Genomic DNA, 15233 nt, shown 5'->3' on the forward strand with positions numbered 1-15233 from the left:
GTCACCGGAGACGCCCCGGTGCAATCATGGCGGATCGTTCAGGAACGGTGGGATTTGATCAGCTGTTCGGCGCGCGCCTCCAGGCGACTGCGCAGTTCAGCTTCGATCTGCGGCACGAAATCGTCGATCACATCTTGCAGAATCAGCTGCGCGGCGGTGCGCAACTCATGATCGAGGTGGCGCTCGGCAAGGGTGCGGAAAGCAGTCCGTACGGCTGGCTCGCGTGGCTCGATTTCTTGCTGCGCTGCCGCTGTGGGCGCGCGCTCGACGACCTCAGAGAGCAGGGGGATGCTGTCTGGGTCAAGTGTCTCGCTGAGCATGGGAGGGTCCTCATCCCCAAGCAGAGCGCGAATGGATTCCAGGTCGTCAAGCAGGTGAGCGGCTTTATTGGGAGGTGTTTGCGTCATGTACGGTGGTTTCCGGAGATTAAGCGTCCAGGCGGTGTGGCGCTCCTGAAAGGGCATTGGCCCTATAGCCAAGGCCGTCGAACGGCTGCGGAGTCGGTGAGTTCGTGCCGTCCGAAGGCTCGCTACAATTCGACTCTCTTTGGATCATAGCCGCGCTGTCGATAGAGACGAAAATTGTCCCGGCAAACGGTCAATAGCTCCGGTTGCTGGTTGACGATCTCGATCACTCGGCTGAACTGGTCGGTATGCGGCGACAGGGTGGGTGACAGATTGATCAGCAGGCCCTGGGTGGCGGTAGGCGGCTGCTCCGTACCGATCACCACGGGCGCTTGAGGATCGTCATCGTGGAGCTCATGCGGAATGAAGCGCTCGGCGCGAAAGCTCCACAGCAGCTCATCCAGTTCGCTGCACTGCTGGCTGTCCTGGCAGCGTATGAATACCGGCATGCCGTGCTGCCAGCCTTTGCTTGCCAACAGGCAGGCGGCTCTGGCTCGGCCTGCCGGTTCGCTATCGGGCAGTACATAGAACTCGATGCGTGTCATGCCCGGTTTCCGCTCGCCTGGCTCATGCCTGCCCGGCTCGATCCAGCAGGTATTGCGTCAGCAAGGGTACCGGACGACCCGTGGCGCCCTTTTCCTTTCCGCCACTGACCCAGGCGGTGCCGGCGACATCCAGGTGCGCCCATGGGTAGGCCTTGGTGAAGCGCGAAAGGAAACAGGCCGCGGTGATGGTGCCAGCCTTGGGCCCGCCGATATTGGCGATGTCGGCGAAGGGGCTGTCCAACTGCTCCTGGTATTCGTCGAACAGCGGCAGTTGCCAGGCCCGATCATCGGCTTTCTGGCCGGCCCCCAGCACCTGTTGCAGCAGTTCGTCGTTGTTGCCCAGCAGGCCCGATGTATGGCTACCCAGCGCAACGATGCAGGCGCCAGTGAGCGTGGCGATATCGATCACGGCGCGCGGCTTGAAGCGCTCGGCATAGGTCAGGGTATCGCACAACACCAGACGGCCTTCGGCGTCGGTATTGAGAATCTCGACGGTCTGGCCGCTCATGGTGGTGACGATGTCGCCCGGACGCGTGGCATTGCCGCTGGGCATGTTTTCCGCGCAGGCCAGCAGGCCGACGAGGTTGATCGGTAGTTGTAATTCCAGTGCGGCGCGGAAAGTGCCGAGTACGCTGGCGGCACCGCACATGTCGTACTTCATTTCATCCATGCCCTGGCCTGGCTTGAGGCTGATACCGCCGGTATCGAAGGTGATGCCCTTGCCGACCAGCGCGTAGGGCTGCTCGCCTTTCTGGCCGCCGTTGTATTGCATGACGATGATGCACCCGGGCTGCTCACTGCCCTGGGAAACGGCAAGAAACGAGCCGGCACCGAGTTCACGCAGTTTCTTTTCGTCCAGAATGTCGACTTTCAGGCCTTTGAATGTTTTGCCGAGCTGCTTGGCCTGCTCGGCCATATAGCTGGGATGGCAGACATTCGGCGGCAGATTGCCCAGGTCTCGGGCGAAACTCATGCCGGCGGTGATCGCTGCGGCGTGGCGAGTGGCCTGCTCAACCTGCGTCTGGTTCGCCTTGTCGCTCAGGATGGTGATCTTGCCGAGCGCCGGGGCATCGTTCTTCTTGCTCTTGAACTGCTCGAATACGTACTGACCATCGGCCAACACTTCGACCAGCATCCGGATGCACGCATAGGTATCGCGCTCTTTGACCTGTACATCTTGCAGCGCAAAGGTTGCATCTTTGCCGCCGAGCCCTTTGAGAACGCCAAGCGCGGCGCCGGCGATCTTGCGCCATTGGCGAGCGTCGAGTTCGCCCTCTTTGCCAGTGCCGACCAGTAGTACGCGATCGGCTTTCAGGTTCGGCAGGCTGTGCAGCAAGAGGGTCTGACCCGGCTTGCCCTGCAGGTCGCCGCGCTTGAGCAAGGCGCTGATGGCGCCGCCGCTGACCTGATCCACGCTTTGCGCGGTTGAGCCGAGCTGTAGATTTTCACCGACTGGCAAGACCAGAGTGGCTGTTTTTGCCGCAGCTGCTTTGGTGTTTTTTACAACAAATTCCATGGCGTCGAGTCCCCAAGACAAAGAGTCGGGTTTGCAGGATGATGCAGAGGTTTTTCGCTATAGGCCTTTAAACATGCGGCCTTCAGAGCGGTGCCGTTTCAGCCTGTACCGATTTTGTACCAACTGTAGCTGTTGAGAGCTTGGCCAGTTCCGACCAATCGGAGGGCGAATTGATCCATTCGGCGTACGTGCTCAACAGCATCTCGACCGTGTGCCCAAGCTGGTTGGCGATAAATGCCACGTTCATCCCGGACATCAAGCAAAGGGTCGCGTAGGTGTGCCGAGTATCGTACAGACGGCGCGGACGAATGCCCAGTGCACCTATGGCCTCCTTCAGGTAGCCGGTGGGGCCGTCTGGGTCTTTCATCCATTCGCCGCCTTGGGCGGGTGGAAACATGAAGTCGGTCTTGATCCTGATGTCGGCCTTGATGGCCCGGGCGCGATCCAGCGCGTGCAGCGCGCGGTCATTCAACAGCACGTTGCGGGGCTTGCGGTTCTTGATGCGCTCGGCAACGTCCCCATCCACCACGATGCGACACACCCGCGCGATGCGCTGGTTGGTGTCGATCTCGTCCTCTCTCAGCGCGCGGATCTCGCCCGGGCGCATGCCCGTGAAGAACGCGAACTCCATGTAGGCCGCGTAGATCTCTACACGCCGGCCGGCCAGGGTCTCGTACAGGTACGCAATGATCCGTTCGGCTTCCTCGCGCGTGAACGGGTCAATCTCGCGCTTGTTCTTGCGCGGCAGATCTATCCCGCGCGCAGGGTTCTTCTCCAGCCAACCATCATCGACGGCCGACGCCATTACCGAGCGAATCCGAACGAGTGCCGCGCGTTTGGTTGTGGCTGACGTCCATTGCGTGTCGGCCACGATCTGGCGCAGCTCGAAGGGCGTGATGGCGCTGATCGGTTTTAGCGCCAGGTGCGGCATCCAGTACAGGTTGAGTACGTTGCGATAGTTGCGCCGCGTGCCACCTACGATTTCGCGTGTGTCGAGCCACACCTGGGCGTACTCGGCGAAGGTCGGCGTCTTTCGCGTGGTGGCATACCGGCTGTTCGGAAACAGCTCGGCATATTTGTCGTCGGTCAGCGCGTTGTGCTTGATCAGCTGGACTACTTGAGCACGTAAGCTGGCGGCAGCTGCAATCCCTTTCTGGGTTTGCGGGAAGCTGAGCGTTTCGCAGCGGCGGGGCGGCTCGGCTCCTTTCCAGGTGAAGCGGATTCGGATTGAGGTACCAACAAACTCAACTCCGGTGGGCAGTCCCAAGTTGTTTCGAGCCATGCTTCGTACCGCCTCCAGCTGTAAATGATATCGCCGTTGATCTTGTTCCAGACGCCGTAGGGGATTTGCTTCCTGTATCGGCGGGTCTGCAGCCCTCGAACGGTGGTCCCGATGCGAGCGGCCATTTCTTCTTCCGTCAGCTTGTCCCGATCGGGCTCAAGCTCAAACTGGTGCGCGGCTGACATCGCACGCCTCCCATTTCGATCGGTGCATCGCTTGTCTCTGGCGAGAGCAGGCGGTGTGGTTTCCCTTGGTGCGCGGGCGGTTGCAGATGTCGCAGTGCGGCGTCAGCAGGGACATGCAGAGCACACCTGGGACGCTGCTGCGGGTGGTGTGGCGACGGCGTAGGGGCTGGGTCATGCCTCACCTCGCTGGCTAATCTTTAGGTGCGTATACCCCTTAACAAGCTGCGCGTACGGGCGGGGCGATGAGCGAAGCGGGGCAGCAGGGTGCGCGGCCCGGCGCACGCCTGTCAGGGGGTATGCGTGGGCTCCGCGGGGGCGAGAGGCAAGAGCGAATATGCCTGCTGCTGCGCAGCAGCGACTCTTTATCTCGCCACCGGCCGAGCGCGCAGGGCGGCCGGCCAGCTGCTGAGTCATCAGGGCGCGCCGTGCCCGGCCGCCGCCGTGCTGTCGCACGGCCGGGGCTTGGGTGGATACGGTGGCGAGGATCATTCCGCACCTCCTTGCGTGGAGCGCAGCAGCCCTTCGGGCGAGCCGGTGGGCTGGCGGTCAAGGCGCTCGATCTCGGCGAGGATCAGCGCGCCGGCGCGGACGTAGTTCGGTCTGGCCTCCTTGGGTTTCCACCACTTCGATGCGAACGGCCAGATACAGGGCGCTTCGTCGTTGGCACCGTTCAGGATGTAGGCGGCGGCGGCTCGCGGTAGCTCGGCGGCGCAGTAGAGATCGTCATGTGCAGGCGTCCACCCCTCGGCCTCGACCTGCCGGCGCCGCTCGGCGAGCACGTCGGCGGCGGCCTGGCTCTGCTCCGGGGCGGTCTGCGCGATGGGGGCGGCTATCGGCAGCCAGCCAACAGGCGTGCCTTTGCCTTCCGTAAAATGGTCGTGCGACCAACACCACCCGGCGAACTGCCAGCGATCCTCTCCGTCGTTGTCGTAGTTGTTCGCGCCGATAGTCGGAGCTGGCCCGTCCGTATCCTCGGTGGCGTGCTCGTCGAACTCGACTAGCAACTGGACCAGCGTGCCGTCTCGCGGCGCGGTAGCCATGTCCTGCCAGCCTGGGTCGTGATCCTCCTGCGCACCGCAAGAGGTGCAAACCAGAATATACTGGCCATCGTCTACCCACTGATGGTCGCAGGACGTGGCGGGCTGCTGATCGGTCTGCGCGATGGGGGCGGCGTAGAGCTTCAAGGCGTAGTTCGCGGCCAGGGCTGGACATTTAGCCTTAAATTCCGGCGTGCAGACGTCAGTGACCTTCTCAATGTTTGCGTATAAGAAAGGCTGCTGCTCGGTCTGCGCGGGGAGGGATTGAAGGTAAGTGGTCATGCTGCAATCTCCTCCTGCAGCTGCTGCAGGGCGACGGCGTTGCGGGCATTGGCCTGCAGGCGCCATAAGGTTTCGGTGCCGTGCTCTTCACGGATGGCTTGGTGCAGGGCGGCGAGTTGGGTTTCCAGCTGGTCAGCGCGCTTGGTGGCGCGCTCTAGGTCGTGGAGGGCTTTGCCGGCCGCCTCGGGGGTGAGGCGGTGCAGTTGGTAGGTGCGTCGTGTCATGGCCGGGACCTCACATGCACGTCGGGGTGGCGGGTTGGAGCTGTTCGTCGACCCGCTCCCAGGTGCCCAAGGCCTCGGCGCGATCGAGCTGATCTTCGCGTTGGCGGGTGCGTTGCTGCGCGACGGCAAGCACGAGGATGTCGCGCAGATGTGGCGGGACGGCGTAGGGCGCTGTGGCCGGATATTCCAGCACTGCGCTTTCGGGCTCGACGCAGCATGCGGCGTGGCTGTCCAGCCACTCGATCAGGTCTGTATCCGTGATGCAGCTATCCGCCATTTGGGCCATCAGCTTCGGTGCGGTAGCAGCGGCATGCACTCGGCCGGCGATCTCGTTCACCTGGTGCTGCGCCTCGGTTGCTTCTTTGGCGCTCTTTGGGGCGATCCTGCGGATCAGCGCTGCGGCGTTGCCCAGCTGCAGGGCGGCATGTGTAAGCGTTTGGTGGTCCGCAAGGGTCAGGCTGTTGGCGCGCTCGCGCTCTAGCTCCTCAAGCAGATCCCGAACGATCGTGATGTTATCGGACTGCTCCTGATGCAAGGCCGTGCGTAGCGCCTTAAGTTGGCGACGGATGCTGTCGGTGAGTTGTTCCTCGCGGGCCAGCATGCCCCGCATCTCGGCGTGTTCGCCGCGGATGCACTTCATCAGCCATTTCCAGTAACAGGTTCCGGTTTCGCGGCCTTGCTCGTAACCGGCCGCTCGGCCGGTGCGAAGGCCAGTACAGTAGCTCAAGCCGATCAGAAGGCCGACGAATATCAGCATCGAAAACAATGCGTACAGCTGTGGTGTTGTGAGTTGCATGGTGTTGCTCCTGGTGGTGGTCGCTGGTGGTGGCAGCGGGCAGGTTTCGTTCTAGTGTTGGGTAATGGTTGACGGTGCTGGGACGCAGCCCAACTCTCTCGGGCCGGCCAGGCGTGCCGAGTAACGCGGGCGGCTTGGTTTGCCGATCATGTTGCGCTTGGCACTGCTGATGGCTTCAGCTGCGGTCCGGGCGCGGACGTAGACGGTGTGCCGGTACGTCGGGCGGTTGGATGGGCCGGCAACCACGTCAATGGCGAACGTCTTCCACTCACGAGTTGCCCAGTATTCCCGTGCATCCGTCTCGTCGCCGAAGTAGATGCGCGCTTGGTTAGCCGGCATGGTTGGTTGCCTCCGGTTCGTTGATCTGCGCTAGATCGTCGTCAGAGGCGTCGGCGCGCGTGTCGATGAAAATCGCCAGATGGCGCACGTCGATGAACTTCGGCGCCTTGGCACTGCTGTCCAGAGTGGTAATGGGAAGCTGCAGCCGGCCGCTGCTGAGCGCTCGGGTGAAATTCTCCTCGTTGAGGTTGCGGAAATACGTCGTGCGGATCCGGTCGACCGGAACCAGCACATCGCCGAAGGTGCGATAGAGCAGTTCGACCGTCGCTTGGCGTGGCTGCGATGGCAGGCGCAGGCGTGGTTGAGCGTTGTTCATGCCCACTCCCTCTGTCTCTGTTTAAGCCTGCTAAGCGGGCCGCGCGGACGTGCGATGACGGGTTTCGGCTTGGGCGGTTGCGCCTGCGCGGCTATATCGCTCTTGAGCCGGTTCAATACCTGCGCGGCGGTGCGGCCAAAGGCGACGAAGCGAAGCTGATTTAGGCCTGATTCTCGCGGCTCGATGACGCCGCACAGCTCGACGCCTTCCAGCCCACCGCCAAGGCGCAACGTTGCGCGATGGATGTATGCGTCGCCGAATTCAGCAGCGAGCCGTTCCAACGCGGCGTGCAGCTTGAGGTGTTCCAGCTGCAGCGGTGCGCCTTCGGTGCTGAGCGAGATTCCGGCAGCAGTCGCGGCCAGGGTGAGGCTCGCCAGGATCTTCTCTGGTGTGCGGTACTGCTCCGGCAGCATCAGCAGCTCGGTCAGCAGGTTATCGATCAGTTTGCTGTCCATTTGTAGCTCCGTTCGGGTGGTTCCAGCCGTTCTCGACGTGAAGGCGGACAAGTTCGCGATGTTCCGCCGGTACGTTGGCGAGGGCGGCAACGCGCTCGTCGCGGGTGGGTAGGGCCATGATTTGCCGCGCGTACTGGCGCGGCCATGGTTCGGGGTAGCTCTTCACGCCACTTCTCGCGGGTCAGCAACAGGTGGCGGTGCGGGGCGCTCAATTCCGAGCTGTTCGGCCAGCCAGTTGATGCCGGCCGGCGTGACCCGAGCCGAACGGCTGTACTGCATGCCGAGCTTTGGATGGAACCACTGGCCGTCCTTGATTTTCAGGTACAGGCGGTCGCGCACCGGCTTGGCCGGAAGGTTGTTTGCATCGAGCAGCGCTGCATTGCGCATGGCTTCGATCAGCTTCGGGCGCGTGATGCCGAGGCGAGCCGCTGCCTTTTGTAGGGTGAGGTCCATGGCAGCACCTCACGCGACGGCGCTGAAAGCGGCGCGGAAGTCCTGCAGAAAACGCTGCAGGTGCGCCGTCAGGCGGGTGAAGGCGACCGAGCGGTCGGCCGGCAGCGTGAACCCAGCGTTCGCGCTTCCGAGGCGCAACTGGACGAGGAAGCCGCCACGGTCGGTGCGCCTGACGAGCAGCTCCGGTTCCAGCTCGTCTGCCGGCAGCACAAAGGTGCCATGCCCGAAGCGAAGGGCTTCGCGCAGCACGATTTCCAGATCGCTCACCAGCACATCGCCGTCCATCTCAGGCAGGCCGGTAGCGGCGTCGCCGTTGACTGTTGCTTCAATGAACCGGGCGATACGTACGACGTTGTCGCGGCGCTTCTTGTCGAGCGTGACGCTGTTGCGTGTGCCGTTATGGGCGACCTCGACCCGAATGGACTTGCCGGCTTGCTCGACTGCGATGGTGGCATGCACGCTTCGGCGGGGCTGATCGGCATCGAGGCGATGCTGAAATACGCCACTGAGGCGCACCTGGGCGTCCAGGCGGGCGACCGCTGTGGCGTTGAGTTGGAGGCGGCTCATGCGCGGGCCTCCTGTGCGGCCGAGTTCGGCTTGCAGGTGTAGGGCTGTTGCGGCAGGCGCAGCTCCAGCCAGCGGCACTGGCGCGCATTGATCGCAAGATCCCAAAGGCGCTCGAACTCGTCGCCGGTGAGCGCGTCCAGGTGCAGCCCGGCACGGATCATGCCGAAAGCGTGCTGAGAGGCCTCATTGCTGGCGTTGATATCCGTCGCTTCGCGACATTGGCGGATCGCTTCGCCGACCCGACCGATGTAGAAGGTTTTGGGGGTTTCGGATACCCAAGCTGGGCAGGTGACCGTTGTGCTGCTCATGCGGCGTCACCTCCCCATGGGGTCGTGGGGGTGGGGGCCGGCTGGGAGGGGCGTTGTTTCAGTTTTGCCTTGCCGCCGCTGATCACGACGAGCAGGCCCGTGGCGGCCTGCAGGTTCTCAACGAAACGGCGGTTCGACGCGCACGTCGGGTGGACGTGCAGGATTGCTGTGGTGTGCATGTTGACCTCGGCTCTGTGGTGGAGAGACGAGGCAATTAAACGCAATGTTTACAAGTGCGTCAACACAAAATGTTTATCGCGAGTTCATATAAGTGGCGCCGAGCGAAGCGGGCGGATGGTCGACCACCAGAAAACGCGGCCCAGAATCACGATCCGCTGCTCCATCACCTGATCGAACGAAAAGTCTTCATCTTTGAATTCGGCATGGTTGTAGCTCTTCAGCCGTAGGCCTCCGCCAGGCAGTCGTTCCAAAAATTTAACTCGGAGAAGACCGTCGTGATCCAGTGCGTATATTTCGCCGTCCACTACGCGCGTCATGCCTTTGTCGACGCCGATCGTAGCGCCGTGAAGTATAAGCGGATGGTTGCTATTGCCGGAGTTGGTAGCAAAGACCGCGTGCTCTGGGTCAACACCGCATTGACGCATTGTGGAGCGAGAAAACCGAAGCTTTGGCCCTCCGATCTCTTGTACTGCTGTTCGTCCGTGTCCTGAGGACAACTCAACCTCCTTATACAGCCTCAGCTCAACTTCATCGCTGTCGAGAGGAGTACTGCTATCCCAGGCGGCCAGTGGTTCTAGGCAAACTGGTGATAGCTGGTCCGCTACTTCTGGGTCGGTAGGAAACCGCCAACCCAGGGCCCCGGCTCGCTCGTGATTGAAGGAGGGATCAAGAAGCGGATCTCCCGTCCCTTCGGCCAACCAGCGCGGCGATACTTTGAGGTTGTCGGCAATCTGAAAAATCCGCGCTTTCGGAATCCCTCTCTTGAACCAATGGTTGACGTGCTGAGACTCGACGCCGAGGTTTTCAGCGAAGTCTTTATATGCAATGCCTCTCTGATCGAGAAGCTCGCGGAGACGGTTTCCGGATTCGTTCATAAACGTGGAGTTTATAGAGCTAGACAGTGCGTTTAAATAAACGTAATGTATATGAACTGATCTCGACTTAGCCGGAACGTTTATGAGCAAGACGTCCTTAGAAATAGCAATCGAAGCCTCCGGAGGCGGAAAGGCGCTAGCAGACAGCTTGGGTGTGAGCCCCATGGCTGTATCTCAATGGAAGAAGCGTGGAGTGCCGGCCGCGCGCGTGCCGGGAGTGGTGCGTGCCGCTGGCGGGTGCGTTCAGGCGCACGAGCTTCGCCCTGATCTTCCAGAGCTGTTTCCTGCGCCCGTGTCTGATGCGGCGCCGACAGATGCTGATAGGCGCAACGGTGAACGCAGGGAAGGGGATCGCCGGATATGCGAGCGCCGGCAGGAAGATCGCCGAGTAGCATAAGAAAAAAGGCGACCCAAGGGCCGCCCGGTTTCTCCCGACACACACCACCACAGTGCTGTCGGGTGATGCAGTAAGTCAGCGAAGCACACCACGTACCTGCTGATCTACCGCACCCGCCAAGGCACGGATGCCTTGGGTTGCCCGCCGTCTCCACCACAGATAGGGCGGGCTGTAGCGGCGGGGTTCATGCGGAGCATGGGCCTCGCCACCACGGACGTAACCGGCAAATCCACCACAGAACGGCCGGCTACGTGTGACCACCTTGTAAGTGACCACGGCGCAACTCTAACACCACGTTTGCGCTGTGGCACTGGCAGTACCGGGGAGTAATTGCCAATGCGACGTTCATTCACTGACCAACTGGAGCGGCTTGACCGGGAGGTAATGACCCTCCCGGATGCGCTCAATCTCGTGGCGCGTAACGAGCTGATGTGCCGGGGAGGCATCACCGGCTTTGCATACGCCTACAACCGAAACCCTTCCACCGTGGCCCATAAGTTCGACCGCGAGCATCCAGGGCACAACCTCAACATCATCGAGCTGATGGACTTCCTGCGCTACGTGTCGCCCGAAGGTCGTGCTGTTGTGCTGGATAGCTTCCATGCCGAACTGGGCGACTCCATGTGGTTTGGCACCGAGGCGTTTGATGACGACTGCGCGATGCAGCTGCTTATCGCGGGGGCCAGCGAGGTGCTGACTGCTTCAGGGACTGCCGTTCAGCGTGTGGCTGAGCACATTTCCGATGGCAAGATCGACGAAACCGAGCTGGCCGAGGCGAAGAAGCTGAGTAGCCAGATCGTGCGGGTTGGCATCAGCCTGTGGCGCCGTGCGCTGTGGGTGCATCGCGTTGGCGGGAAGGAGGTGCGTCATGGCTGATATTGCTGACGTAACCAATGACCGCATCCTCGACGAGCTGGATCAGCGCCTGGCTGCACGAAAACTCTCCGGGCCGCGGCGCGTTGCGGAGGAATGTGAAGAGTGCGGCGTGAAAATTCCCGAGGAACGCCACAAGGCCTTGTTAGGCCGCGATTGCTTGCTTTGTGCTTACTGCCAGACCGCGACCGAGTCGCTTGCTAGTCGCGGGAGGCGCGCATGACGGACTTGCTCGATGACGTGCTGCGTCAGTTCCGTGACTACGGCCTCGATCCTGAAACGCCGCTAAACATCAATGGCAAGCGCACGCGCTGCCTGGCCGAAGGCGACAAGGCGCCCGAAAAAACCGGTTGGTATGTGATTTACGAGCACCGCACCTCGGATGACCGTGTCATCTACTGCGGTGCGTTCGGTGATTGGCGTCAGGGTGAGAAGGGCGACTGGCAGAAGATCAAGCCGAAGGGCGGGAAGCTGAGCGCCGAAGACCGGGCTGTGATGAAGAAGCGCGCCGAGGATGGCCAGCGCAAGGCTGCAGAGGCCGAAGCGCGCAAGCACAAGACTGCTGCCCGCCGTGCTGCCGGAATGTGGAAGCGCCTGCCGGAAAAGGGCAAAAGCGCGTACTTGGCTAACAAGCAGGTGGTGGGCTTCGGGTTGCGCTACAGCGCCAAGAGCGGTTCGGCTCTAGTGCCGATGCGAAATGTGAAGGGCGATATCGTCGGGCTGCAGGTGCTGTATCCCGAAAAGCAGGCCGACACCGGCCGCAATAAGACCTACTGGCCGTACGGTGTGGCCAAGGAAGGCGCATTCCATATGATCGGGCCGGATCCTGAGCCGGGCGAGCCGCTGCTGATCTGTGAGGGCTACGCCACTGGCGCTAGCCTGCACATGGCGACATCGCTGGCCGTTGCGGTCAGCTTTGACGCTGGAAACCTAATGGCCGTAGCCGAGGCTATGCATGCGCGCTTCCCTGGCCGACCGATCATCATGTGCGCTGATGACGACTGGAAAACGGTCATCCGCGAAAAGCCGACCAACGTGGGCAAGTTGAAGGCTGAGAACGCCGCCATCGTGGTTGATGGTCAGGTGGTGCTTCCGATCTTTGACACTCAACGTGAGGATGGCTGGACCGACTTCAACGATCTGCACTGCGCCGAAGGGCTCGATGCCGTGCGGCGCCAGGTGTTGGCGGTCGTGCGGCCTCCCGCTGATGGAGGGTGGAAAGAGGGGCTGCAGCGCACCACGTCCGGTGCGTTGGTTCCGCATGCTGTGAACGTGAAGCTGATCCTTTCGAACGACGAGCGCTGGAAGGGCGTCATCGGCGAGGATATTTTCAGCAGCAAGACGGTCAAGCGCCGCGCTACTCCCTATGGCGGTAAGCCGGGCGAGTGGAGCGATCTGGATGACGTACAGACGTCGATCTGGCTCGCTGAGCGCTATGGCTTGCGGGTAAAGAGCCTGACGGTGCTTGAAGCGGTCGGGGTAGTGGCCAACGACCACCAGTTCCACCCGGTGCGCGAGTATCTGCAGGCGTTGGAGTGGGATAAGACGCCACGGCTGCGTAGCTGGCTGCGGACTTACATGGGCGCTGAGCCTTTGGTTGCGGAAATGGCCTATGTCGATGCCGTTGCGGTGCGCTGGATGGTTTCAGCGGTCGCCCGCGTGATGGTCCCAGGTGCGAAGGCTGACTGCGTGTTGATCCTCGAAGGCGCGCAGGGTGAGGGCAAGTCCACTGCGCTCAAGGTGTTGGGCGGCGAGTGGTTCATGGATTCGCCTTTTCCCCTGGGCGACAAGGAAGCGTTTCAGCAGATCCGGGGCAAGTGGATCATCGAGCTGGGCGAACTGGATGCGTTCAACAAGGCTGAGTCGACCAAGGCAAAGCAGTTCTTCTCGGCCTCGAAGGATACGTTTCGTGCGAGCTATGCGCGCCGGACTGTGGACGTGCTGCGTCAGTGCGTGTTCGCCGGTACCACGAACCAGGAAGACTACTTGAAGGACCCCACGGGCAACCGCCGTTACTGGCCGGTGTGGTGTCGGTTCGTCGATCTGGTCGGCCTGGCCGAGGTGCGTGACCAGTTATGGGCTGAGGCGTACCACCTGTACCAGACCGGTGAGCCGTTCTGGCCGCAGAAGGACGAGGCGGCGCTGTTCGAGGCTGAGCAGGATGCGCGTTTCGCTGGCGATATGTGGGAACACCCGGTCGCCAAATACCTTGAGTCGTATGTAGGCGAGACCATCACCGGTGATGTGCTGATGCGCGAGGCGCTGCAGCTGGACCCCGGCCACTGGGGCAAGCCTGAACAGATGCGTCTCGGGCAGATTCTGCATCGCCTGGAGTGGCGCAAGCGTCGACAGCCGGCTGCTGGTAAGTATGGTCGGCGGGGTTATGCGTACGAAAGGCCGGATTCCTGGAAGGTTGGCCAAGCGCAGCTTGGCAAGCGGGGTACGGCATTTTGATCAAGTATATCGACGAGGCCTTGCAGCTCTGGGCCGATGAGCTACACGGGCCAGAACCAATCGGACATGCTGGCGGTGGTGGCAATATCATTGCTACGCTGATAGACACCAAGGGCACCCTGATCCGCAGTACGCGGGGAAGCCGGGTGTTGATCGATCAAGCTGCCGAGATCGAGCTGATCGTGAACAAGTACTTGCCGTTCGAGGAACACCAGGTGGTTGTCGAGCATTACTGCAACCGTGACAGCTTGCAGGCGCAGAAGTGGAGCGCGTGCGGCTGTGGTCGTACGGTCTTCTACGAGCGGCTGCATCGAGCACACGAGATGATCCTAAACCAGCTGATGAAGCGCGCCGCATGAGCGCGCTTTTTCATTCCCGTCCTACCTGTCCTGCCTCGTTAATGAAGGTAGGACAGCTAGACGCCGCGCCATTGCTGGGCTTGCCCTACTCCCTACCTTCTGCGGCGCTCCGCCCGCATATGCGTGATGCATGGGCGCGCATTGCGCGCTAGCGTGTGTTCGCGCGCGCTCCCTCTCGCGTAATAATTTTTACTCTTTAGGTAGGGAGTAGGGAAAAGGCAAGTAGGACAAGGGGTTACGGTGCCCTACCTGCAATTTCTAGGTGGGACAGGTAGGACAGCAGCGGAGCTGCTGGGAGCCGGAATGTTATATGGGCGTTTTTCACCGGTGCGTTTCCGTTGATTACGCCATGGCAATAAAACTCCCTTGCTGCCACCGGAATCAGGGGGTATAAATCAGGCAATGTCAAAGAGGTGCGCGACCAGCAACCCTCACCAAACCCGGCCACCGCGCCGGGTTTTTTGTTTCTGGCGCCGACGGGGCTCCCCGGCCGACGCGGTGCCAAGGTCCAGCGATGGGCCGCCCATTCAAGCCCTGCCATGTCGGCGGGGCTTTTTTGTTTCTGCCGCCGAGGAGGCCGCACATGTCGAGCGAAGAACAGGTCACGCAAACGCTGGCCGACCTGCCCACTTGGTTGTTGATCCTCGTGGCGCTGGCCGGACTGACCGGCGAGATGTGGCGCGCTGATGCGGCTGGCATGCCTATCGGTGAGTTGGTCAAGCGGGTGCTGTTGCGGTTCGGCGCTTCGGCGGTGTTCGGCCTGGCCACCGTGCTGCTGGCCACGGCTTGGGGTTCGAGCCTGCTGACAGCTGGCGCGCTGGGTAGCGTAGTCGCATGCCTTGGCGCCGATGTGGCGAGCGGGTTGTACGCGCGTTGGCTGGCGAAGAAAGCCGGTGTGTGCGATGTGCCAGGAGCGGTCAACGGTGGCAAGTGATCGCAAGCAGCTGACGTCAGCGGGCAAGGGCTACGGCTACCGCTGGCAGAAGGCACGAGCCGATCATCTGCGGCGCAACCCGCTTTGCATGTTCTGCCAGCAGGCGGGGCGGTCAGTGCCGGCATCGGTGGTCGACCACGTCACGGCGCCGCGACTCGGCGACGCCAAGCTGAGCGGCGACCCTGAGCGGATCGCCGCGGCCTGGAAGCTGTTCTGGGATCGCGCCAATTGGCAGTCTCTGTGCAAGTGCTGCCATGACTCGACCAAGCAGCGACTGGAGAAGTCCGGCCGTGTTGCTGGCTGCGGCGCCGACGGCCGCCCTGTTGACCCTCGCCACCACTGGAATCGCTTGCCTGCTGGCGGCCAGGGGTAGGGGGGGGTTAAAAACTTTCGGCCCCACGCTACCTAGACCGCTAGGTCCCCTCCGTGCGCAACGCCGGGAAAAATGGGGG

22 protein-coding genes are annotated in these 15233 nt (G+C 62.0%); 6 read left to right on the top strand and 16 right to left on the bottom strand.

All coding sequences use genetic code 11. From position 1 onward, the window contains the following. Positions 1-38 precede the first annotated feature (38 nt). The 16 genes from MCB86_RS16705 to MCB86_RS16780 form a co-directional block, all read right to left on the bottom strand. Complete coding sequence (locus MCB86_RS16705) at positions 39-407, bottom strand: hypothetical protein (protein WP_045163163.1); 369 nt, start codon at positions 405-407, stop codon at positions 39-41. 122 nt (positions 408-529) lie between these two features. After that, on the bottom strand, positions 530-949 hold the full coding sequence (locus MCB86_RS16710; RefSeq protein ID WP_045163162.1) for a DNA polymerase III subunit chi: 420 nt from the start codon (positions 947-949) through the stop codon (positions 530-532). Positions 950-971: 22 nt separating this feature from the next. Further along, positions 972-2465 carry a leucyl aminopeptidase gene (locus tag MCB86_RS16715; RefSeq protein WP_239611536.1) on the bottom strand — a complete coding sequence of 498 codons (1494 nt, stop codon included), beginning with the start codon at positions 2463-2465 and terminating at the stop codon, positions 972-974. Positions 2466-2547: 82 nt separating this feature from the next. Further along, positions 2548-3747, bottom strand: coding sequence for a site-specific integrase (locus tag MCB86_RS16720; protein WP_239611537.1), 1200 nt, complete (start codon positions 3745-3747; stop codon positions 2548-2550). 670 nt (positions 3748-4417) lie between these two features. Beyond that, positions 4418-5251 (bottom strand): hypothetical protein, encoded by an 834-nt coding sequence (locus MCB86_RS16725; RefSeq protein ID WP_239611538.1) that lies wholly within the window; start codon positions 5249-5251, stop codon positions 4418-4420. Continuing rightward, the gene (locus MCB86_RS16730; protein WP_239611539.1) at positions 5248-5475 is read right to left on the bottom strand and encodes a hypothetical protein; all 228 of its coding nucleotides are present in this window, start codon (positions 5473-5475) and stop codon (positions 5248-5250) included. The genes MCB86_RS16725 and MCB86_RS16730 overlap by 4 nt, the downstream gene beginning before the upstream one ends. Before the next feature lie 10 nt (positions 5476-5485). After that, a complete protein-coding gene (locus MCB86_RS16735; protein ID WP_239611540.1) occupies positions 5486-6271 on the bottom strand; it encodes a hypothetical protein in 786 nt (261 codons plus the stop codon). Between the two features lie 51 nt (positions 6272-6322). Continuing rightward, the gene (locus MCB86_RS16740) at positions 6323-6610 is read right to left on the bottom strand and encodes a hypothetical protein (protein ID WP_239611541.1); all 288 of its coding nucleotides are present in this window, start codon (positions 6608-6610) and stop codon (positions 6323-6325) included. Further along, entirely contained in the window at positions 6600-6926 is a 327-nt protein-coding gene (locus MCB86_RS16745; protein ID WP_239611542.1) for a pyocin activator PrtN family protein, read from the bottom strand. Before MCB86_RS16745 ends, MCB86_RS16740 begins: the two co-directional genes overlap by 11 nt. Then, positions 6923-7381 (bottom strand): hypothetical protein, encoded by a 459-nt coding sequence (locus MCB86_RS16750; protein ID WP_239611543.1) that lies wholly within the window; start codon positions 7379-7381, stop codon positions 6923-6925. The genes MCB86_RS16745 and MCB86_RS16750 overlap by 4 nt, the downstream gene beginning before the upstream one ends. Before the next feature lie 162 nt (positions 7382-7543). Then, positions 7544-7834: a phage antirepressor KilAC domain-containing protein gene (locus MCB86_RS16755; protein ID WP_239611544.1), complete on the bottom strand. Its 291-nt coding sequence runs from the start codon at positions 7832-7834 to the stop codon at positions 7544-7546. 9 nt (positions 7835-7843) lie between these two features. Beyond that, positions 7844-8401, bottom strand: a complete 558-nt coding sequence (locus MCB86_RS16760) for a hypothetical protein (RefSeq protein ID WP_239611545.1) — start codon at positions 8399-8401, stop codon at positions 7844-7846. After that, positions 8398-8709 carry a hypothetical protein gene (locus MCB86_RS16765; RefSeq protein WP_239611546.1) on the bottom strand — a complete coding sequence of 104 codons (312 nt, stop codon included), beginning with the start codon at positions 8707-8709 and terminating at the stop codon, positions 8398-8400. Before MCB86_RS16765 ends, MCB86_RS16760 begins: the two co-directional genes overlap by 4 nt. Beyond that, positions 8706-8888 (bottom strand): hypothetical protein, encoded by a 183-nt coding sequence (locus MCB86_RS16770; protein WP_239611547.1) that lies wholly within the window; start codon positions 8886-8888, stop codon positions 8706-8708. The genes MCB86_RS16765 and MCB86_RS16770 overlap by 4 nt, the downstream gene beginning before the upstream one ends. 84 nt (positions 8889-8972) lie before the next feature. Next, complete coding sequence (locus tag MCB86_RS16775) at positions 8973-9764, bottom strand: helix-turn-helix transcriptional regulator (protein ID WP_239611548.1); 792 nt, start codon at positions 9762-9764, stop codon at positions 8973-8975. Between the two features lie 472 nt (positions 9765-10236). Then, on the bottom strand, positions 10237-10437 hold the full coding sequence (locus MCB86_RS16780; RefSeq protein WP_239611549.1) for a hypothetical protein: 201 nt from the start codon (positions 10435-10437) through the stop codon (positions 10237-10239). A 60-nt stretch (positions 10438-10497) separates the two neighbouring features. On the opposite strand from MCB86_RS16780, the gene MCB86_RS16785 reads away from it, so the two are divergent. The 6 genes from MCB86_RS16785 (at position 10498) to MCB86_RS16810 (ending at position 15154) form a co-directional block, all read left to right on the top strand. Then, positions 10498-11037 (top strand): phage regulatory CII family protein, encoded by a 540-nt coding sequence (locus MCB86_RS16785; protein WP_239611550.1) that lies wholly within the window; start codon positions 10498-10500, stop codon positions 11035-11037. After that, on the top strand, positions 11030-11257 hold the full coding sequence (locus MCB86_RS16790; RefSeq protein ID WP_239611551.1) for a conjugal transfer protein TraR: 228 nt from the start codon (positions 11030-11032) through the stop codon (positions 11255-11257). Before MCB86_RS16785 ends, MCB86_RS16790 begins: the two co-directional genes overlap by 8 nt. 5 nt (positions 11258-11262) lie before the next feature. Further along, complete coding sequence (locus MCB86_RS16795; RefSeq protein ID WP_239611608.1) at positions 11263-13488, top strand: VapE domain-containing protein; 2226 nt, start codon at positions 11263-11265, stop codon at positions 13486-13488. After that, positions 13485-13847 (top strand): hypothetical protein, encoded by a 363-nt coding sequence (locus MCB86_RS16800; RefSeq protein WP_239611552.1) that lies wholly within the window; start codon positions 13485-13487, stop codon positions 13845-13847. The genes MCB86_RS16795 and MCB86_RS16800 overlap by 4 nt, the downstream gene beginning before the upstream one ends. Positions 13848-14430: 583 nt before the next feature. Next, the gene (locus MCB86_RS16805; RefSeq protein WP_239611553.1) at positions 14431-14781 is read left to right on the top strand and encodes a phage holin family protein; all 351 of its coding nucleotides are present in this window, start codon (positions 14431-14433) and stop codon (positions 14779-14781) included. Beyond that, positions 14771-15154 carry an HNH endonuclease gene (locus tag MCB86_RS16810; RefSeq protein ID WP_345772242.1) on the top strand — a complete coding sequence of 128 codons (384 nt, stop codon included), beginning with the start codon at positions 14771-14773 and terminating at the stop codon, positions 15152-15154. The genes MCB86_RS16805 and MCB86_RS16810 overlap by 11 nt, the downstream gene beginning before the upstream one ends. Positions 15155-15233 lie beyond the last annotated feature (79 nt).

This window comes from Pseudomonas sp. KSR10, from assembly GCF_022355455.1.
GTDB lineage: Bacteria > Pseudomonadota > Gammaproteobacteria > Pseudomonadales > Pseudomonadaceae > Stutzerimonas > Stutzerimonas stutzeri_E.